Here is a 20,570-nt window from a genome sequence, read left to right on the forward strand (position 1 = left end):
CGATGAAAAAATTATTCCTTTTATCGCTCTTCAGCTTATTATTTTCTTTTGCCTTTGCTCAAGATTTCCCTGAAAAGCCCTCAACTCTGGTTAATGATTACTCGGGGGTTTTATCTGCAAGTCAGAAACAGGCGCTAGAACAAAAACTTGTTGCCTTTGATGATTCTTCTTCTACTCAAATTGCCATAGCGATCTTAAAATCGGTTGGCGATTATGACATTAATGAATATGCGGTAGGCCTGGGCAGAAAATGGGGTGTTGGTCAAAGTGGCAAAAACAACGGTATTATGATTGTTGTTGCTGTTGGCGATCGAAAAATATCCATTCAAACTGGTTATGGCGTAGAGGGTGCTTTACCTGATATTTATGCCAAAAGGATTATTGAAAATGATATTAAACCCTTTTTTAAGGCTGGCGATTATTATTCTGGCCTGGATGCGGGTACCACTTCCATAATAAAATATACCAAAGGTGAGTACAAAAACGACAATCCACGGGTTTCTTCTAAAAAGGGAGGTTCGGGAAGTGTAGTTGTAATCATTATCATCATCATTGTTATAATAATTATTATGCGCAAAGGCGGTGGCGGTGGAAATGGCGAAATCATAGGAAGTCGTGGTGCATCGAACGCTTTATTCTGGGCTATGCTATTTGGAAGCGGAGGCGGTGGCCGAGGCGGAAGTGGTTTTGGTGGAGGAAGTAGCTGGGGTGGCGGCGGATCATCAGGCGGTGGCGGATTTGGTGGCTTCGGTGGAGGAAGTTTTGGCGGCGGCGGTTCTAGCGGAAGCTGGTAGTCATGTTTGGTGATTGGTTATTGGAGAATATTAGCCCAATGTTATAGTTTAAATTAACTTTGTTAAAGTGTATAGAAAAGATCTGATTACGGCAGAAATCCAGAAACTGGCTGAAGTTTTAGCCAAAATAATGGGTTTAAAACTGGAGGGTAAATTTGCAGAGGCTGAAGTTATTTTTAATGATACCATGCAGAATAGTTTTGCTATTCCAAAAGAAATTCTGGATGGGGATAACCTTTCATCATTTGAAAAGTGGCTAAACGAAAGTGATATTCCTGCCGATAAACTTGACTCCTTAAGTGAATTTTTATACTACGAACTTGGTGTTAGTGATGCAAGAAATAAAGCCATAGCCCCAAAACTCAATTTAATTTATAATCTGCTGGCCGACAAACACAAAATTGTTCACCTGGTCAACCTGCATCGGCAGAAAACCATACAACAATATATTTAATTAACGATTTATGATCAACATAGAAAAGTGGCAAAGAGTTGCTTCTAAATATTTAGTGAAAGAGAAATGGGCAACCCTTCGTGTGGATGAAGTAAAATTACCTGATGGAATTATTAAAAATGATTATTATGTTTTGGAATATCCGAATTGGGTTAACGCAATTGCCTTAACAGCGGAGGGAAAAATAATTATGGTCCGTCAATATCGTCACGCCGCAGATCTAATTTCGTTAGAAGTTCCGGGCGGGGTAATTGATGGTGATGAAGCACCTGAATTTGCGATTAAACGGGAATTACTTGAAGAAACTGGCTATAGTTTTAAAACCTGTAAACTGCTTGCCGAGCTCTATCCTAATCCTGCAACAGCTAATAATATTACTTATACTTATTTTTTAACAGGCGGAGTAAAAACTCATGAGCAACATCTGGATGAACATGAAATTCTAAATGTAGAGGAATACACCGTTGAAGAGGTTAAACAATTTTTAAAGGATAATAAAATTGCCCAGGCTCTTCACGTTGCTGCATTACTTTATGGTTTGGCGGAAATCGATAAAGGTTAAATTTACTGTAAAAGATTGTACCAGCTAAGGAAGCTTAGGGTATTTTCAGAGTATAAACTTGCAATAAACGTTTTTACCAGCTAAGAAAGCTTAGGGCATCTAAGTATTTATAGTACAAACTTTGCAATAAAAGATTTCGCCAGCTAAGAAAGCTTAGGGCATCTAAGTATTTATAGTACAAATTTGCAATAAAGATTTCACCAGCTAAGGAAGCTTAGGACATCTAAGTATTTATAGTACAAACTTTGCAATAAAAGATTTCACCAGCTAAGCAAGCTTAGGGCATCTAAGTATTTATAGTACAAATTTGCAATAAAAGATTTTACCAGCTAAGAAAGCTTAGGGCATCTAAGTATTTGTAGTACAAACTTTGCAATAAAAGATTTTACCAGCTAAGGAAGCTTAGAACATCTAAGTATTTTAATAGTACAAGCTCGAAAAGATTTCACCATCTAAGAAAGCTTAGGGCATCTAAGTATTAAAGAGTGCAAACTTTGCACTAAAAGATTTCACTATCGTCGAAAGCTTAGAAAAGCTAAGTATTTCAGAGGGTTAATTAAATAAAAGAGGCCTGATTTTTATTAAATCAGGCCTCTTTTATTTGTGATGAGTTTAATGGCTTTCGCCTTAAATTAACTCATTTTTAGTTTTTTCTGGATATCGTGAACGTAAGCTTTAAACTTTTTATCGGTATCGATTAAGTCTTCTACCGTTTGGCAAGCATAAATTACCGTACTGTGATCGCGGCCACCAAAGAAAGCACCAATTGTTTTTAGTGATGATTTGGTATGGCTTTTTGACAGGTACATCGAAATTTGGCGAGCCTGAACAATTTCTCTTTTACGGGTTTGCGATTTAACCATATCAACTGGTACTTCGAAATATTCGCAAACCAACTTCTGAATGTATTCCATCGAAATCTCTTTTGAAGTATTCTTGATGAAGTTCTTCAGCATTTGTTTTGCCAGATTCAAATCGATTTCCTTTTTATTCAAAGTAGCCTGAGCCAACAAAGAAACCATTGCACCTTCTAATTCACGTACGTTGTTATCAATATTATGCGCAACGTATTCAACAACTTCACCTGGCAATTCAATACCATCGGCATACATTTTCTTTCTTAAAATGGCAATACGGGTTTCCAAATCAGGAATTTGCAAATCTGCAGATAAGCCCCATTTAAAACGACTTAATAAACGTTCTTCCAAACCAGCTAAATCTTTCGGTGCTTTATCAGAGGTTAAAATAACCTGTTTGCCCGATTGGTGTAAGTGGTTAAAAATATGGAAGAAAATATCCTGAGTTTTTTCTTTACCGGCAAAGTTGTGTACATCATCCATGATGATTACATCCATTGCCTGATAGAAATTAACGAAATCGTTAATTGTGTTGTTCTTTAACGAGTCTACAAATTGTTGGCAAAACTTCTCACAGCTAACATAAATAACAAGCTTATCAGGCATGCTGCGCTTAATCTCATTACCAATTGCTTGTGCAAGGTGTGTTTTACCTAAACCTACTCCGCCATAAATCATCAAAGGGTTGAAAGATGTACCACCTGGTTTTGCAGCAACAGCGTAACCTGCCGAGCGAGCCAAACGATTGCAATCTCCTTCGATGTAATTTTCGAAAGTATAATTAGAGTTTAATTGTGGATCTACGTTTAATTTTTTTAGTCCAGGAATGATAAACGGATTTTTAATATCCTTATTTATCGATACCGGAATTGGCATGGATTGCACCTTAGCTTCTGCCCCGTTTCCGTTCGATGGCATGTTTGTGGTGTAAGGATTACCGCTATTCGACGATTTGTCTACAACGATATTGTATTCCAACCTGCCATCCTCTCCAAGTTGTTTTTTTACTGTTTTACGTAGTAAGCCTACATAGTGCTCTTCAAGCCATTCGTAAAAGAACAAACTCGGTACCTGAATGGTTAAAACCTTACCTTCCAATTTAAGGGCTGTTATTGGCTCGAACCAGGTTTTAAAACTTTGGTTCGGGATGTTATCCTTAATAATTTGAAGACAGTTCTTCCACACTTCTGTACAAGTTTTTTCCATTGCGATTTCTATAATTTATTGGTTTTCAGTGCCGATTCGAATTTACGGGATGGTCCGTTTCGGGACTACGAATATTGAGAAAATTATCAACATTTGAAACAAAAATCTCAAATATTTCGTAACATATTCATAAGCAGGAAACTACCCTCCTTAACCTGAATTTTTAATGTGGATAACTATTTATTAACATTGGTTTTCCACATTTAAAACTGATTTCTTAATCCTTTTACCCCTTTATTGCAAATCAGACACAGAAAAGCAAATTCCAAGCCACTATCTTTGTTAATCGGGCTGTTTGCTTTAGTTTTTATTTGCTGCAACCTAAAACCCACTGAAACCAAAGGGGTTGCACCAACGCAAATAAAAAGCTATCGCGGCCATCCCGTTTATTACACAAAACACCGTGGTACTATTTCCCCTTTTCTGGTCAAAAGGCTTAACAAGAATGATTAATTTAGCGTATTACAAATTTAGTATTCACCAAAGCTATTTCTCAAGGCATCGGCAATTTCCCCAAGGGTTGCGTACTTTTCAACAGCATCAATAATAAGTGGCATTAAATTCAAATTACCCATGGCCGAAACCTGTATTAAATCTAACGCTTCCTTTACCGCAATGTTGTTTCTTTCGGCTTTTAGTTTTTCAAGTTTATCGGTTTGTAATTTGCGAATAGAATCATCGATATTAAAAACTTCGGTAAAGCCTTCTTCCTTTTGAGTAAACTTATTCACTCCAACTGAAATGCGGGTTCCATCTTCTATTTCATTTTGATAGGCATAAGCCGAAGCCGCAATTTCCTGCTGCATGTAATCGCTTTCAATTGCATTTACAGAACCACCCATAGCATCAATTTTATCAATATAAGCCCAGGCAGCTGCTTCAACTTCGTCAGTTAGGTTTTCTACAAAAAAAGAACCCGCAAGCGGATCCACAGTATCGGTTACTCCGCTCTCGAAACCAATAATTTGTTGGGTACGAAGGGCAATTTTTGCTGCAGCTTCGGTTGGGAGCGATAATGCCTCATCGTAACCATTGGTGTGCAACGATTGGGTGCCTCCTAAAACAGCCGCCATAGCCTGATTGGTTACGCGTATTACATTATTTAAAGGCTGTTGCGCAGTTAGTGTAGAACCGCCAGTTTGCGTGTGAAAACGAAGCATCTGCGCTTTTTCATCTGTTGCACCAAGTTCCCTGGTTATTTTTGCCCACATCCGCCTTGCGGCTCTAAATTTTGCTATTTCTTCGAAAAAGTTGTTGTGGCAATTAAAGAAAAAAGATAATCGCTTAGCGAAAACATTTATATCTAAACCTTTATCAATGGCGGCCCTTAAATAAGTTTTACCATTAGCTAAAGTAAAAGCCAGTTCTTGCACCGCGGTTGAACCTGCCTCCCGAATATGATAACCCGAAATGGATATCGTATTCCATTTAGGCACCTCTTTACTACAGAATTCGAAAATATCAGTAATTAGCCGCATCGACTGCTTAGGCGGATAAATATATGTCCCTCTGGCCGCGTACTCCTTAAGTATGTCGTTCTGTATAGTTCCCGAAATTTGCTTTAAATCTGCTCCTTGTTTTTTAGCCAAAGCAATATACATGGCTAATAAAATCGATGCCGTAGCGTTGATGGTCATCGAAGTGGTAATATTTTTAAGCTCAATGCCATCAAACAGAATCTCGATATCCTTTAGCGAATCGATGGCGACACCAACCTTTCCTACTTCACCGTCGGCCATTTCATGATCGGAATCGTAACCAATTTGAGTGGGCAAATCAAAAGCAACCGACAAGCCCGTTGTACCCTGACCTAATAAATAATGATAACGCTTATTCGATTCTTCGGCGGTTGAAAAACCTGCATACTGCCTCATTGTCCATAAACGTCCGCGATACATATCCTTCTGAATCCCCCTGGTAAACGGATATTCGCCAGGTTTTTCATCCATCGGCTTCGAAGAAATGTAGAGTTCTTTTATTTCGATGCCCGATGTGGTCGTATGTTTCTTATCGCTCATATTTGGTTATGCTTGGTTAACTGATAAAGTGTCTGGTTGGTTAACTGTTCAAGAATTTATTAGTTAACTCAGTTTGCGGGGTTATGATTAAACAGTTAAAACAATTAACCAATTTTAACACTTGATTAAAACAGTTTTTCAATATCTTTTTTAATTAACTCAATGGTTAAATCGTATGGATTTTCATCAATACTTGCCATGTGTTGCAAAATTGCTTTACTAAGTTCAATACCATTTGCATCGGCAGGTAAACCTTGTACCGCATTATTTATCATTGCAATTGTATCGTCTTTTAATTTGCGAACCACATTCCAGGTAACGCTACCAACATAAAGCTGTTGTGTAATGTTATGCTGATATTCTGAACGCACCTCATTTAAAATACCTGCTTGTAAAGTAGAAATACCAATGCCTTGCTGGTGAAGACGAACCAATAGGTTTGCGGGATTAATTCTATCAACGAAAATAATTAAACGCTCGTGCGCCTGTAACCGAAGGGGTAAAATATGGGCTCTGCTTTCTTTATCCAATTCAATAGTTTTCAGGTTAAAAAATCGCTGAATATCATTCTTCAGCACATAATAAATAGCTAAAAGCGAAAGAAAAATCCCTGTAAATAAGGTTACAATATCTGTAATTATTTGTTGTGCGTTCATGGTATTGTTTAACTACGGTAATATTAACATCCGGATAAAAGCAAAAATGTGCATTATTATTTATATTTGTAACAGATAAAATTTAAATAACATGAGCACAACAGTTGATACCGCATTTGCACCAGTTACTTTTTCAGAAGGCGCAGCAAAAGAGTTATATAAATTAAAAGATCAGCAAGAAATTGGTGAGGATTACGGCTTACGTGTTGGCGTTGAAGGTGGCGGTTGCGCAGGCATGAATTATATTTTAGGTTTCGATCAAAGAAAAGATGGCGATCAGGAATTCTTAATTGATGGCATTCGTGTTTTTATGAATAAAGCACATCAAATGTATTTAATGGGTATGATGATTGACTGGCAAGACGGTTTAAACTCTCGTGGTTTTACTTTTGTTAATCCAAATGCAACAAGTACCTGCGGTTGCGGTACAAGTTTTTCGGCATAAAGAAAATATTATTGTAACATATTGCACAGTCCCCTTGTCTAAACATCGGGACTTTTTTATTTTTAGGGCAATAGTCTTTGAAATATCCATCGCAATTACGCTATATAACTAAATGAATTACAGAGAAAATATCAGGCTGGCATTACAATCTATCAAAAGCAATCGCTTACGTACCATGCTTACAGCGCTAATTATCGCGATTGGCTTAAGTGCTTTGGTTGGTATTTTAACTACGTTAGACGCTGTAAAAACCAGCATGACTGATGCTTTCAGCAGCATGGGCGCTAATTCATTTACAATCCGTAATCGTGGTACCGGCATAAGAATTGGTGGACAAGGTAAAAGGCCAAAACCTTTTAAAGCAATAAGGTATGAAGATGCAATTCGGTTTAAAGATAGCTTAAACACGCCAGCAACTGTTGCTGTAAGTGTGTTTGCCAGTGGTGGTTCTACTGTAAAAAATGGCAGCTTAAAAACCAATCCAAATATTAATGTTCAGGGGATAGATGAAAATGGACTGGCTTCTCAGGGTTTAAACCTATCGCTCGGAAGAAATTTCAGCGTTTCGGAGATCCAGATGGGCAATAACGTTTGTATAGTGGGCAGTGAAGTTGTAGATAAGCTTTTTAAAAGTGAAGATCCAATGGACAAAATGATTAGCGTAGGTAATAATCGTTTTAAAATTATTGGCGTTTTAGCTACAAAAGGTTCGAGTATGGGTTTTAGTGGTGATCGAGCAGTTTATGTTCCACTTTTAAAAGCCAAGCAAATTAATTCAAATGCAAATCCTTCTTACACCATTACCGTTATGGTGCCTACAAATGAAATGCAGGAAAACATAATTGGAGAATCTACCGCACTTTTTAGAAACATCCGTAAGGTTAAAATTGCTGAAACGAATAATTTTGAAATTACCAAAAGTGATGCCGTAGCACAAACCTTGTTTGAAAACTTAGCTTTTGTGGTTTATGGTGGTGTTGCAATTGGTGTTATTACATTAATTGGTGCATCGATCGGGTTAATGAATATCATGCTGGTATCGGTGACTGAACGTACCCGCGAAATTGGAATCCGTAAGGCAATTGGGGCTAATCCGAAGGTTATTCGTCGCCAGTTTTTAATTGAGGCCGTAGTAATCTGTTTAATGGGTGGTAGCTTTGGAATATTTTTAGGTATTCTAATTGGCAATTTAATATCGCTTGCAATGGGCGGCTCGTTTATAATCCCCTGGTTATTTATAATTGGCGGTTTTGCAATATGCGTTGGTGTGGGAATTTTATCGGGTTATTACCCTGCTAAAAAAGCTTCTAAGCTAGATCCTGTTGAAGCGTTGAGATACGAATAAAAAAATTGAAGATTTAAAGCAAAACGTTATTCAGCAGGTGCACTGTTAAAAGGCTTTGCATCGCAGCTGTATTTAAGCTTTCTTCTAAGGCTTTAGCGTGTTTTAAATGATGCATATCACTGCCGATAAAATCGACCAGGTGATGTTCGACCATTTCTTCGGCTACTTTTTTAGCTCCCGAACCGTAATAGCCAGTTAAAGCAATAGAGTTTAATTGTAAAAGGCAGCCTGTTTCTTTTATTTGATGATAGTTTTCTACAGAGGAGTAATAATAAGGATATCTTTCAGGATGAGCTAGAACAGGCTTATAACCTGCATCTTGCATTCTCTTAATAAATTCTACCAGATTTTGAGGCTGGTTGATGTACGACAATTCAAAAAGGAGAAAATTATCGCCAAAAGTTAAAACGTCTTTTTGATTAATCTTTTTCTCCAAAGTTTCATCCAAATAGTATTCTGCCGCTGCCTCAACTTCTAAATCTATTTGAATTTCATACAGTCCTTTTCTTAAAATATCCAGGCCCCGATTAATGGTATCTGGTGTATTCCGAAAATAATCGGCCATAATATGTGGCGTTGCAATTAATTTTTTAAAACCCAATGCTTTAAACCTTTTTGCAAGTAATAAAGAATCGTTTAATGTTTGAGCACCATCGTCTATACCAGGAATAATGTGCGAATGCATATCAATACCGATATTCGAAAAATTAAATTCGGGAACGATTTGTTTCTTTTTAAAGAATCCGAACATTAGAATAGTTTATAAATTAAATTTCCTTAGGCAAATTCGCTTCTTCTGCAGCGCTTGCTAATTTAGAAGAATAAATTTTGGAGAGCAACTGATTTATCGTTTCTGATAAGTCGAATTGCAGATCTTCGTGTAATTTATGAAACTTATTTAAAGTTACAGACACGGTTTTGACGTAATATGTGGCAAACAAAAAACCAAAGTCTTTGTAGCCAAATAACGATCTTTTATAATCTAATGGAATAACACTTAAGATAAAGAGCTTAAGTTCAACCTCCCCGAATGGGTCTTTAGTAACTTTATAAAAGTGGTTAACGCTTGTTATCATTTTTCGAACTTTAACAAGCGCTTCCTTAACATTCAGCTTTTTTAGCTCTGCGATCTGAGCTTCAATATCTGCTTTTATATTTTCTTTGCGAAGGTCTAAATCACTTTCATCTTCAAGCAACTTGTAATGAAGATGTTCTGTAAGCACTTTATCCTTTGCAATTAAGCGCAGCAATAACTTATCTTTTTCTTTAACGGGTAAATCTGTTATAGCAATCTTTAAGTCTTTGTGCTCTGCAAGCTTCATTTAAAAAGGATTAGCCTTTATGTATTTTTCCCATTCCCATGCAGAACGCATCATTTCATTCAAATCCAGTTCCGTTTGCCAGCCTAATAATTCTTTAGCCTTGCTAACATCGCCATAAATTTTTTCGATATCGCCGCCTCTTCTTGGGCCAATCTGGTAATTTAATTTCTCACCTGTTGAACTTTCAAAAGCATTAATAATTTCCAATACAGAAGAACCTTTACCTGTTCCGATGTTAAAAACCTCGTAATTAGATGCTGATTTCTTTTCTTCTAATCTTTTTATTGCAGCTACGTGTGCTTTCGCTAAATCTACAACATGAATATAATCGCGTATCGCACTTCCATCTAGGGTACTATAGTCATTTCCGTGTACCATAATCGGACCACGCTTTCCAATTGCAGATTGTGTAATAAAAGGTACTAAATTCGCTGGAACGCCGTTTGGTAATTCACCGATCAAAGCACTTTTATGTGCGCCAACCGGATTAAAGTAACGAAGCGCTACAATATTTAGAGCTGGTGTAACCGCAGCAGTTTCTACTAAAATTTCTTCTGCAATTTGTTTTGTATTTCCGTAAGGCGATTCTGCGGGTTTTACTTTTTCAGCTTCTGTTACGGGTAAACTATCTGGTTGCCCATAAACGGTACAAGATGAAGAGAACACAAAATCAATATTCTTATTAAAAACCTCTAATAAATTGATTAAGCTAAAAAAGTTATTTCTATAGTATTTTAAAGGTTTTTCTACCGATTCGCCAACGGCTTTAAAAGCAGCAAAGTGAATGATACCTGTAATATCAGTGTGCTTTGCTGCAAAATCTTTTACCTTTTGGGTATCGCATAAATCAAATTGATGAAATTCAGGTTTGATTCCAATTATCGATTCAATCTGATCTAAAATTTTAATACTTGAGTTCGATAAATCATCAACAATTACAACTTCGTATCCAGCATTGTGTAATTCTACAACTGTATGGGAGCCAATATATCCTGTGCCTCCAGTAACTAAAATTTTAGACATTTTTAACGATTATATTTTTGGAAATCTTTGTGTTCTATTTTCGCCAAAGCCTCTTCAGGCAATGATTTAAAGTATTCGTATGTAATTTTTAATCCTTCAGCTCTACCTACTTTTGGTTCCCAGCCTAATAAAGCCCTTGCTTTAGTAATGTCTGGTCTGCGCTGTTTAGGATCATCCTGAGGAAGTTCTTTGTAAACTATTTTTTGTGAAGTACCCGTTAATTTGATAATTTCTTCGCAGAATTGTTTAATCGTAATTTCATCGGGATTACCAATATTTACTGGCTGCGCATAATCACTCATTAACAAACGGTAAATACCTTCAATCAAATCATCAACGTAACAGAATGAACGGGTTTGACTTCCATCACCAAAAACTGTTAAATCTTCGCCACGTAATGCCTGGCCAATAAAAGCAGGTAACACACGACCATCATTTAAGCGCATTCTTGGTCCGTAAGTATTGAAAATACGAATAATTCGTGTTTCTACACCGTGAAACGTATGATATGCCATAGTAATGGCTTCCTGGAAACGCTTTGCTTCATCATAAACACCGCGAGGACCAACTGGGTTTACATTACCCCAATATTCTTCTGGTTGTGGATTTACACTTGGATCGCCATAAACTTCTGAAGTAGATGCGATAAGCATTCTTGCTCCTTTTGCTCGCGCTAATCCTAATAAGTTATGGGTACCCAATGAACCAACTTTTAAGGTTTGGATTGGAATTTTTAAATAATCTATCGGGCTTGCAGGCGATGCAAAGTGTAATATGTAATCTAATGTTCCTGGGATATGAACAAACTTAGAAACGTCGTGATTATAGAATTCGAAGTTTTCTAAATGAAACAAGTGTTCAATATTGCTTAAATCTCCAGTTATTAAGTTATCCATTCCGATAACGTGATAACCTTCTTTTATAAAACGATCGCAAAGGTGTGAACCCAAAAATCCAGCTGCACCAGTAATTAAAATTCTTTTATTGCTCATGTTAATCTACCAGTTTACGGCCTATGCTGTTATAATAATATCCTAAATCAATCATTTTTTCAAGACTGTATAGGTTACGTCCGTCAAAAATCACTTTGTTTTTTAATGTTGCATCCATTTTATCAAAATCAGGATTACGGAAAACAGACCACTCTGTCGCAATTAAAAGTGCATCAGCGTTTTCCAAGGCATCGTACTGGTTATCGGCATATTCAACTTTATCGCCAATTACACCTTTAACATTTGCCATTCCTTCTGGATCGAAAACGGTTACAGTTGCACCGTTTTTAACTAATGCATCAATTATATATAAAGCTGGTGCTTCACGAACATCATCTGTTTCAGGTTTAAAAGCTAAGCCCCAAAGTGCAAAATGCTTACCCTGAATATCATTTTTGTAGTATTTCAAAACTTTATCAACCAAAATTGTTTTCTGGCGTTCGTTTACTTCCATAACTGATTTCAGGATCTGGAAATCGTAGGTATTCTCATCTGCCGCCATAACCAATGCCTGAACATCTTTAGGGAAACAAGAACCGCCATAGCCAATCCCTGGAAACAAGAAACGTTTACCAATTCTTTCGTCAGAACCTATTCCCTTTCTTACTGCATCTACATCGGCCCCTACCAACTCGCAAAGATTTGCAACCTCGTTCATGAAAGTGATTTTTGTAGCCAAAAACGAGTTAGCCGCATATTTTGTTAATTCTGATGAACGCTCATCCATAAACAAAATCGGATTTCCCTGGCGAACATATGGTCCGTAAAGGTCGGTCATTAATTTTGTAGCTCTTTCGCTTTTTGTTCCTAAAACAACGCGATCAGGCTTCATAAAATCTTCTACAGCAACACCTTCGCGTAAAAACTCAGGATTAGAAACTACATCCACTTCGATGTCGGTGTTTTCAGCAAAAACTGCTCTTACTTTATCCGCAGTTCCTACAGGAACTGTAGATTTATTAACGATTACTTTATATTCCTTAATAATTTTAGAAATATCTTTCGCTGCGCCTAAAATGTAAGAGAGATCTGCAGCACCATCACCGCCTGGAGGCGTTGGCAATGCCATAAAAATAATTTGAGCTTCTTCAATTGCTTCCGCCAAATTTGTGGTGAAATGTAATCTGCCTTGCTCAATGTTTCTGTGAAAAAGCAAATCTAAACCAGGTTCGTAAATCGGAACCTCGCCGTTTTGCATTTTTTTCACCTTTGCTTCATTTATATCTACACAAATTACGTTATTACCTGTTTCAGCTAAACAGGTTCCAGTAACTAAACCTACGTATCCAGTACCAACTACGGCTATTTTCATATATTTAATAGGGGATTATATATATTTTCGTTTTATCTTGCCACGAAGATAATAAAATCCAATCAATGCTTTTACTTTATACAATAGGAATTAAACTTTATAACTTAATTATTTGGATTTTCGCCTTTTTTAATCAAAAGGCGGCACAATTTATTTTGGGCAGAAAACAGATTTTCAGTCAGATAGCAGAAAAAGTAAGCCCAAATAACCAAAACATATGGTTTCATTTTGCTTCTTTAGGGGAGTTTGAACAAGGCCGACCAGTTTTAGAGAAAATAAAATCATTACATCCTCAAAAAAAAATAATTGTTACTTTTTTTTCTCCTTCGGGATATGAGATCAGAAAAAACTATGCTTTGGCTGATGGAATTTTTTATTTGCCTTTAGATAGTAGCAAAAATGCGAAGCGATTTATTGAGATCATTAATCCTGAAATGGCCATTTTCACCAAGTATGAGTTTTGGTATTACTATTTTAAAGCGCTGCATAAAAACAAAATCCCCTTGTATTTAATATCTGGTATATTTAGAAAAGAACAGATTTTTTTTAAGGGTTATGGCGGTTTTTACAGGGATATATTAAAATGTGTTACTCATTTCTTTGTTCAAAATGAAGAAAGTGATTTGTTATTAAAATCAATTGGGTTAAGTAATGCAACGATAAGTGGCGACACTCGATTTGATCGGGTATTTGAGAACGCGGTTGCGCCTAAACAATTACCAGAAATTGCAGCTTTTTGTGCAGCTGCGCCTGTTTTAGTCTGCGGAAGTACCTGGCCGGAAGATGAAAAGTTATTGACCAGTTTAGCGGCAAAATACCTGGATTGGAAATTGATTATTGCTCCACACGAAATTGATGATAGCCATATTCAAAGCGTTCAGGCTTTATTTCCGCAAGCGATAAAATTTTCGGATTTAAAATCTCAAACTCCAGGCACGGAAACTCAGATTTTAATTATTAATAATATAGGCATGCTTTCTTCCCTATACCAATATGGCAAGGTGGCTTACATTGGTGGCGGTTTTGGTGCGGGAATACACAATACACTTGAAGCGGCGGCATTTGGTTTGCCAGTAATTTTCGGCCCTAAATACAGTAAGTTTCAAGAGGCTAAAGATTTAATAGCCATTGATGCTGCAAAAAGCATTTCATCAAATGAAGAATTGATCGCCGCATTTGAGCATTTCAATCGAAATGAAGAATCATCAATTGCAGCAAAAAAATATGTTAACAGTAAACAAGGTGCTACTGAAATAATCCTGTCGAATATTAATTTGTAATGTAGTAGATAATTAAAGTAGGGAAGACTTAACTTATATCTGATCTATCCTAACCCAATCCATACCTGCACTGATAGCAGCTTGCACGCCAGGTTCTCCATCTTCAAAAACCATACATTTTGCCGGGTTTACATTTAAAATTTCTGCTGCTGCCAGAAAAGGATCGGCAAAAGGTTTACCTCTTTCTGTTTCGCCTGCACAAACCAGAGCTTCAACATAGGGTAGCAAACCAATTACGGCTAAAGTTTTCTCAACCGTTTTCCTGCTTCCGCCAGAAACTACACCAATTTTAACTTTACCCACATTATTTTTAAGGTGCTCGGCTACAAATTCTATAGGGAGTGTGGCCTCAATATAGTTCTGAAAAAAAGCTTCTGATTTTTCAATAGCAAAAGTTACCGGGAGTTGTACCTGATATCGCTTAGCAATTTCTTCTACAACCAAAACGGTTGGCCAACCTGCTAACTCATCAATAATTGCGGTATCTAAATCGAAGCCGTACTTCGCAGCAACAAGCTTATACGATAACCTATGCGCTTCCATATTATCAGCCAATGTTCCATCACAATCGTATAAGAAACCTTCGTAATCACCAGCAGTAAGTTCCCTTAGTTTATTAAGTTTATCTGCGCTTGTTTGTTGTATATCAATCATAATATATTACTTCACCATTCCAGCCAAAGCATCAATAAACTTCGGATTATCGTTTAAACTTTCCACTAACTGAACATGTTCGCCACCTAAAGCCTTAAACTCTTCGTGATACTCTACTGTAATTTCATACAGGGTTTCTAAGCAATCGGCTACAAAAGCAGGACTAAAAACTAATAATCGTTTTTTACCTTCAGAAGCTAATCTTTTTAAAACATCAGTTGTGTAAGGTTGAACCCAAGGCTCTTTACCCAGGCGTGACTGAAAACAAACGGTATAGTTATCTTTTGAAATATTTAGCTTTTGAGCGATTAATCTTGCCGTGTCGTGCCCTTGAGCAGAATAGCAGAATTTATTGGTGTCGTTTAAAGTTTGGCAACAATCTGCATTTTTAAGACAATAGTTACCTGTATGGTCGCACTTTAAAAGTTGTCTTTCAGGCAAACCATGAAAGCTGAATAAAATATGATCGTAAGTTTCGGGGTTATGTTTTCTGGCGTTTTCAGCAAAAACCTCAATCATCAATTCATTATCATGAAACGAATTAACAAAAGAAATGGGTGGCACAGTTGGCCATTTGCTAACCAATTCCATAACGAGTTGCATTACCGAACCCGTGCTTGCTGAAGCATATTGAGGAAACATTGGAATTACCTGAATGCTTTCTACCAAGCCTGCTTTTAAATTTGCTAAAGCAGATGCAACAGATGGACTTTGATAACGCATGGCCAGTTCTACATGGTAATCATCTCCCAGTTTTTCTTGCAGCATTTTAGCTTGCAACCTACTGTAATACAATAATGGCGAACCATTTTCATTCCATATTTCTTTATAAAGCTTGGCTGTTTTAGGACTGCGGAAAGGAACAATAATACCCTTAACCAGTAACGTTCTGTTAAATGCAGGAATATCGATTACTCTTTCATCCATCAAAAACTGATCTAAATACTTTCTTACATCAGGTACCGCAGGACTATCAGGTGTTCCTAAATTAACCAGTAAAATTCCCTTTTTGCTCATTTATAAATAATATGTTTTGTGCCGCAAATATCGTTTTTTTATTGTTTTCAACCTATCTCAAAAATATGATAGCCGACATTTTTTAGTCAAATTACCATCAGTTTTTCGTTTTATACAGTTGCCACCAGGGTGTTGCTGGTTTTTGATGATGTTCTAAGTGATAACCAAAAAAATAACAGGTTATAAATGCGATGAAATGATTTTTATTTAAGGTTGAAGAATGGTATTCGTTATCGTGTTCACCTTTATGTGGCAAGTAGGTACCGAAATAAAAAAGCTGAAACGTACTTAGCAGCGATGGCAAAACCCAAAAAAGCAGTAAGTTTCTTTCATCAATCCATATTTTTAAAACATTATACGCAACCGCCATTATGATAAGTTGAATAATGGTTACATAATTTAACATAAAGCTTAAATACCATTTCCAAAAGCCATGCGGCGCAAAATCAGGGTCGTCATTGGTATGAACGTGGTTATGGTGTTTGTGGTGTTTTTTGAAAAGTGTATTATAAAAAAAGCCTGCGTACAAGAATACTGCGGTATAACCAACTACCTTATTAATTATCTTGTTTGATGAAACTGTACCATGCATGGCATCATGGGCGGTGATAAACAAACCTGTAAATAAATGCATCTGCACCAGAATCATTAAATAAACAAGTGGGTTACTCCATGAAAAATCCCATTTTAGAAGAAAAAACAGACAACAGAACCAGCAGAAAATCACCGATAAGGCAATGAAAAATCCAGTAAGGTTTATGGCTGTTTTCAAAAAATATTTATGATGAGTTATTGTGATAAACAATAAAATCGAGAAAATGATTTACAAAATGTAAATTAGGTTAGTATTGCTCGAGCGCAGATTTAACCTTTTCCATTAACCACATTGGGGTTGATGTTGCACCACAAATCCCAACTTTATCATGCGCTGCAAACCAATTTTGATCTAATTCCTCTACATTAGAAATGAAATAAGAATTTTCATTATACTTTTTGCACACATCATACAAAACTTTTCCGTTTGATGATTTCTTACCTGAAACAAAAACTATTTTATTGTAGTTGCTTACAAAGTTCTCTAATTCCTGGTAACGGTTTGATACCTGTCTGCAAATGGTATCGTTCGCTTTAACTTCGTAACCACGAGATAACAACTGATCTTTTATATGATAAAACTTATCTACACTTTTTGTGGTTTGGCTGTAGAGTGTAAATTTTGATGGCAATTCTACATGATCCAATTCTGCCAAATCCTGAAAAACAATAGCCTTTCCATCGGTTTGCCCTTGCAAGCCAATAACTTCAGCATGCCCGTGTTTACCAAAAATTAAGATTTGTTCCTCATCATCGTGAGAATTCTTAATCCTGTTTTGCAATTTTAAAACAACAGGACATGATGCATCTATTAATGTAAGGTTGTTTTCTAGGGCAAGCATGTAAGTAGAAGGTGCTTCACCGTGTGCTCTAATTAAAACTTTTTCGTTTTTTAAAGTTTTCAGCACTTCATGATCGATGATTTTAAGCCCCATATTGGTTAGGCGCTCCACCTCTTCATCGTTGTGTACAATATCACCAAGGCAATATAAACTGCCTTCATTTGCCAAAATATCTTCGGCCATTTCGATAGCGTAAACTACGCCAAAGCAAAAGCCTGATGATTTATCGATGGTAACTTGTAAATTGTAACTCATTGTATTGCAAAATTAAGCAAAAATATCCTATCATCTTGTCATGTACAAGACAACAAAAAATATTAGTTGAGAAATGTACATGGTAGTTCCGATATACTTTTGCTGCTTAATCCCCAAAGCGTAATAAAATTTCAGTAAAATTACCGACACAATAAACCAGGCAATATAGTTTTGAACAGGAATTTTATGCCAATCCCAGTGCCAATAATCGAATTTCATCGCTACAGGTTCTAAAAAGAAATCGAAAATGATCAGGCACAAGCCACCCAGAAGCGAAGCTAAAATGCCATTTCTAATTTTAAGGCTTTTTATCATTTGCCCTGTGCTAAAGATTAGAATTACCCAATTAACGCCCATTAACAGTGGAACTGTACCAACTTTAACACCTAATGTGGTGCCGTAATAATAGCTGCCAAAAATTTTACCTGTTTTTACGCCTAAAACTTCGACCAAAAACCCGCATAGAAATACACCACAAACAAAAAGTAAAAGCCTTTTAACATCTGCATTGTACGAAAAAACAATAACGGCAAACATTAATAGAAGATGAAAAGGAACTAATTTTATAAAATACGGTTGCGCAGCAGGAATTAAAAAACCAACCAAACCGACAGCATGAAAAATTAGGATAACGGCGACCGCCAAACGTTTTATTCTTAAATCTGCCTGATCAATCTGCCCTTCCATGTGCCTTTTTTAAATAAATAATTTTTTATTGAAATCATTGAAATTAAGAAAAAAAACAACATCTGTAAAGGGTGTAAAACTAAATTTAAAACCACGTTCTGTCCCGATAAAAAAGATATCATTAATCTACTTAAAACAATTAATGTTAGTGGTAAAACCAGAAAACTTACATTAAGGTTTAAAATTAAAATAAGTGGCCCAACAATTACCAAAAGCTGGTAAAGTAATAATATTATGATGTTATTACCAAAACCTGCAAGTAAATTTTTACTAAACCCGTTTACACTTTCGCCCAGGTTTTTATACATTCTACAGTAAATTAACCCATTAGCCAATAAAGCTTCTACTTTAAAACCTTCTTGTTTAAGTTGTTTAATAATTTCTACATCTTCCACAACCTGGTTTTTAACCCGATAATGCCAGTTGTTTTCGCGATAATTAGTGGCATTAAAAAACATACACTGACCACTTGCAGCGGCAAAGGCTGGGTTTTTAGAAAGCCGAACCAGCCGAAGCGGTAAAAGATTCAGCAAAATAAAATGCATTAGCGGAACCGTTAATTTTTCGCCCGTTGTTATCATTTGCTGGTTGGTAAACAAACTAAGCAAGCTTAACTCGTTCGTTTCCATTCTGAAAATAAGGCTGTTAATTAAACCTCTTTTAATAACCTCGTCTGCATCAATAAATAAGAAATATTTGCCATTAGCCATTTCTGCAAGCTGATGACAAGCGAAATTTTTACCTAACCAATTCTTTTGTAATTCGGCTCCCCGTACCACTTTAAACTGAGGATTTTCTTTAGAGAAATCGTTAACGATATTAAATGTAGCATCCTTACTCCCATCATCTAAAACAATAACCTCATAATTAGAATAATCTTGTTCTTTTATAGATTGAAGTAACTGAAGAATATTTTCGGCCTCATCTCTTGCAGGAATTAGAATCGAAACTTTATCCTTATAATGTTTTATCGCTCTGGGCAATCTCGGATTAGAAAGGAAGTTAAAAACAGTAACCGAAAACCTGATGACTAAAAAAATAAGAATAGCGTAGATAAAAACTGTCATTCGGTTATTTTTGTTTGTTTAGCAAGCGAATGATCGTAATGTTTATTGAAGGCACTTTTTAGGAGTTGCAAACTAATGTATTCTTCGCTCTCCCAGTTTTGTAAATAGGTATAAGCCGATGCTTTTCGTTTGGCAAAGTAATCGATAAAGGTAGCCGCAAAAATGATATTGATTTTCTTTTGGCTTGCATTAATCATTTGCATCACGCCTTTTTCAAAAGAAATATTTTTTAAATGATTGGAATACAATTTACCTTGAGGAAAAACTAACACCAGGTTATCGGGATTATCGAGCAATTTACCTGCATAATTTAAAGTTTCTAAAACATCTTTCCCACTATGTTCTGCAGCAAAGGCGCCAAGGTATTTTAAAAAACCAACTTTATTATAGTTCTCCGCATTTACCAGAACATGAAATTGCTTTTTAAAAATCTTTTTGTTGATGTAAAATATAAAGAAACCATCCCACCAGCTAAAGTGGTTTGCGAGAATTAAAACGGATGAATCTTCTTTAAGTGCTGCCCGATCAAAATTAAAAGCGGCGAAATCTTTATCTATAATGAATTGAATATACCAGCTGAAAAATTTATGAATGATTGTATTTCTTCGGGGCTGATACATTTCGGGAAATTGCAAAAAATTGGGGTTAATTGCAAATGAACTTCGATTTAACTCAGATAAACTCTGTCTTCCTCGCCTTCTACATCCATTACAACATCTACATGTTCTTTTAAAATGGTAGCCAGCTCCAGTCCTACAAAATCGGTAGCAATCGGGAAAATTTTATGACTTCTATCAACAAGTACAACGGTTCTGATCTTTTTATGTGGCGTATTTAAGAAAACACCTAAGCCATAAGCTAAAGTTTTTCCACTGTTTAAAACATCATCAACCAGAATAATTACTTTGTTTTTCCACTGGCTTTCATCTAAATCTGTTGATGCGATAAGTTTACTTGCTTCTCTTTCCAGATCGATGCGAAGTAAGGTGAGTTTAAAGTCAGAGATTTTTTTTAGCACTTTTTCCAATCTTAAGGCCAGTTTATAACCTCTATCCCAAATTCCAGCAAGTACAATTTCTTTTTCGTTTAGGTTATCTTCCAAAATTTGGTAGGCTATACGATCTATTTTTTGTTGTATTTGTTTTTTATTCAGAATAAGGAATTGCGATGCGGCCATTTCAAAAAGGT

General features: G+C 36.2%; 22 protein-coding genes. 6 read left to right on the forward strand and 16 right to left on the reverse strand.

Going from position 1 to position 20,570, the window contains the following annotated elements; translation table 11 throughout:
• Positions 1-2: 2 nt before the first annotated feature.
• The 3 genes from ACZZZI_RS07605 (at position 3) to ACZZZI_RS07615 (ending at position 1,810) form a co-directional block, all read left to right on the forward strand.
• Positions 3-794, forward strand: coding sequence for a TPM domain-containing protein (locus tag ACZZZI_RS07605; RefSeq protein ID WP_316762519.1), 792 nt, complete (start codon positions 3-5; stop codon positions 792-794).
• Positions 795-861: 67 nt separating this feature from the next.
• Positions 862-1,248 carry a hypothetical protein gene (locus ACZZZI_RS07610; RefSeq protein WP_316762522.1) on the forward strand — a complete coding sequence of 129 codons (387 nt, stop codon included), beginning with the start codon at positions 862-864 and terminating at the stop codon, positions 1,246-1,248.
• A gap of 10 nt (positions 1,249-1,258) precedes the next feature.
• The gene (locus ACZZZI_RS07615; protein ID WP_463489076.1) at positions 1,259-1,810 is read left to right on the forward strand and encodes an NUDIX hydrolase; all 552 of its coding nucleotides are present in this window, start codon (positions 1,259-1,261) and stop codon (positions 1,808-1,810) included.
• Positions 1,811-2,442: 632 nt separating this feature from the next.
• Here ACZZZI_RS07615 and dnaA read toward each other — a convergent pair.
• The 3 genes from dnaA to ACZZZI_RS07630 all read right to left on the reverse strand — a co-directional run bounded on the left by dnaA (position 2,443) and on the right by ACZZZI_RS07630 (position 6,547).
• Complete coding sequence (gene dnaA, locus ACZZZI_RS07620; RefSeq protein ID WP_109930718.1) at positions 2,443-3,873, reverse strand: chromosomal replication initiator protein DnaA; 1,431 nt, start codon at positions 3,871-3,873, stop codon at positions 2,443-2,445.
• 470 nt (positions 3,874-4,343) lie between these two features.
• Entirely contained in the window at positions 4,344-5,891 is a 1,548-nt protein-coding gene (locus tag ACZZZI_RS07625; protein ID WP_463489077.1) for an acyl-CoA mutase large subunit family protein, read from the reverse strand.
• 125 nt (positions 5,892-6,016) lie between these two features.
• The gene (locus ACZZZI_RS07630; protein WP_463489078.1) at positions 6,017-6,547 is read right to left on the reverse strand and encodes a DUF7935 family protein; all 531 of its coding nucleotides are present in this window, start codon (positions 6,545-6,547) and stop codon (positions 6,017-6,019) included.
• Positions 6,548-6,638: 91 nt separating this feature from the next.
• On the opposite strand from ACZZZI_RS07630, the gene ACZZZI_RS07635 reads away from it, so the two are divergent.
• Both ACZZZI_RS07635 and ACZZZI_RS07640 read left to right on the forward strand, forming a co-directional pair.
• Complete coding sequence (locus tag ACZZZI_RS07635; protein WP_316762536.1) at positions 6,639-6,992, forward strand: HesB/IscA family protein; 354 nt, start codon at positions 6,639-6,641, stop codon at positions 6,990-6,992.
• Between the two features lie 112 nt (positions 6,993-7,104).
• Complete coding sequence (locus tag ACZZZI_RS07640) at positions 7,105-8,337, forward strand: ABC transporter permease (protein ID WP_316762539.1); 1,233 nt, start codon at positions 7,105-7,107, stop codon at positions 8,335-8,337.
• Positions 8,338-8,350: 13 nt separating this feature from the next.
• Here ACZZZI_RS07640 and ACZZZI_RS07645 read toward each other — a convergent pair whose 3' ends face one another.
• The 5 genes from ACZZZI_RS07645 to ACZZZI_RS07665 are packed head-to-tail and all read right to left on the reverse strand — an operon-like array spanning position 8,351 to position 12,986.
• Positions 8,351-9,088 (reverse strand): tyrosine-protein phosphatase, encoded by a 738-nt coding sequence (locus ACZZZI_RS07645; RefSeq protein ID WP_463489079.1) that lies wholly within the window; start codon positions 9,086-9,088, stop codon positions 8,351-8,353.
• Positions 9,089-9,104: 16 nt separating this feature from the next.
• Positions 9,105-9,659 (reverse strand): hypothetical protein, encoded by a 555-nt coding sequence (locus ACZZZI_RS07650; RefSeq protein ID WP_463489080.1) that lies wholly within the window; start codon positions 9,657-9,659, stop codon positions 9,105-9,107.
• Positions 9,660-10,682, reverse strand: coding sequence for a UDP-glucose 4-epimerase GalE (gene galE, locus ACZZZI_RS07655; protein WP_463489081.1), 1,023 nt, complete (start codon positions 10,680-10,682; stop codon positions 9,660-9,662).
• A gap of 2 nt (positions 10,683-10,684) precedes the next feature.
• Complete coding sequence (locus ACZZZI_RS07660; RefSeq protein WP_316762548.1) at positions 10,685-11,674, reverse strand: UDP-glucuronic acid decarboxylase family protein; 990 nt, start codon at positions 11,672-11,674, stop codon at positions 10,685-10,687.
• 1 nt (position 11,675) lies between these two features.
• Positions 11,676-12,986: a UDP-glucose dehydrogenase family protein gene (locus tag ACZZZI_RS07665; RefSeq protein WP_316762550.1), complete on the reverse strand. Its 1,311-nt coding sequence runs from the start codon at positions 12,984-12,986 to the stop codon at positions 11,676-11,678.
• A 65-nt stretch (positions 12,987-13,051) separates the two neighbouring features.
• Here ACZZZI_RS07665 and ACZZZI_RS07670 point away from each other — a divergent pair, with 65 nt between their 5' ends.
• Positions 13,052-14,266: a 3-deoxy-D-manno-octulosonic acid transferase gene (locus ACZZZI_RS07670; protein WP_463489082.1), complete on the forward strand. Its 1,215-nt coding sequence runs from the start codon at positions 13,052-13,054 to the stop codon at positions 14,264-14,266.
• 33 nt (positions 14,267-14,299) lie between these two features.
• Here the strand turns inward: ACZZZI_RS07670 and ACZZZI_RS07675 are convergent, their stop codons facing one another.
• The 8 genes from ACZZZI_RS07675 to ACZZZI_RS07710 form a co-directional block, all read right to left on the reverse strand.
• On the reverse strand, positions 14,300-14,920 hold the full coding sequence (locus tag ACZZZI_RS07675) for an HAD family hydrolase (protein WP_424057817.1): 621 nt from the start codon (positions 14,918-14,920) through the stop codon (positions 14,300-14,302).
• A gap of 6 nt (positions 14,921-14,926) precedes the next feature.
• The gene (hemH, locus tag ACZZZI_RS07680) at positions 14,927-15,937 is read right to left on the reverse strand and encodes a ferrochelatase (protein ID WP_463489083.1); all 1,011 of its coding nucleotides are present in this window, start codon (positions 15,935-15,937) and stop codon (positions 14,927-14,929) included.
• 97 nt (positions 15,938-16,034) lie between these two features.
• Positions 16,035-16,664, reverse strand: a complete 630-nt coding sequence (locus ACZZZI_RS07685) for a fatty acid desaturase (RefSeq protein ID WP_316763136.1) — start codon at positions 16,662-16,664, stop codon at positions 16,035-16,037.
• Between the two features lie 115 nt (positions 16,665-16,779).
• A complete protein-coding gene (locus tag ACZZZI_RS07690; RefSeq protein ID WP_316762561.1) occupies positions 16,780-17,628 on the reverse strand; it encodes a 4-hydroxy-3-methylbut-2-enyl diphosphate reductase in 849 nt (282 codons plus the stop codon).
• A gap of 30 nt (positions 17,629-17,658) precedes the next feature.
• Positions 17,659-18,315, reverse strand: a complete 657-nt coding sequence (locus ACZZZI_RS07695) for a carotenoid biosynthesis protein (protein ID WP_463489084.1) — start codon at positions 18,313-18,315, stop codon at positions 17,659-17,661.
• The gene (locus ACZZZI_RS07700) at positions 18,285-19,382 is read right to left on the reverse strand and encodes a glycosyltransferase family 2 protein (RefSeq protein ID WP_424057813.1); all 1,098 of its coding nucleotides are present in this window, start codon (positions 19,380-19,382) and stop codon (positions 18,285-18,287) included. The genes ACZZZI_RS07695 and ACZZZI_RS07700 overlap by 31 nt, the downstream gene beginning before the upstream one ends.
• Positions 19,379-20,017: a 1-acyl-sn-glycerol-3-phosphate acyltransferase gene (locus ACZZZI_RS07705; RefSeq protein WP_463489085.1), complete on the reverse strand. Its 639-nt coding sequence runs from the start codon at positions 20,015-20,017 to the stop codon at positions 19,379-19,381. The genes ACZZZI_RS07700 and ACZZZI_RS07705 overlap by 4 nt, the downstream gene beginning before the upstream one ends.
• 32 nt (positions 20,018-20,049) lie before the next feature.
• Positions 20,050-20,559 carry a phosphoribosyltransferase family protein gene (locus ACZZZI_RS07710; RefSeq protein WP_316762573.1) on the reverse strand — a complete coding sequence of 170 codons (510 nt, stop codon included), beginning with the start codon at positions 20,557-20,559 and terminating at the stop codon, positions 20,050-20,052.
• Positions 20,560-20,570 lie beyond the last annotated feature (11 nt).

Source organism: Pedobacter sp. AC190 (assembly GCF_979258025.1).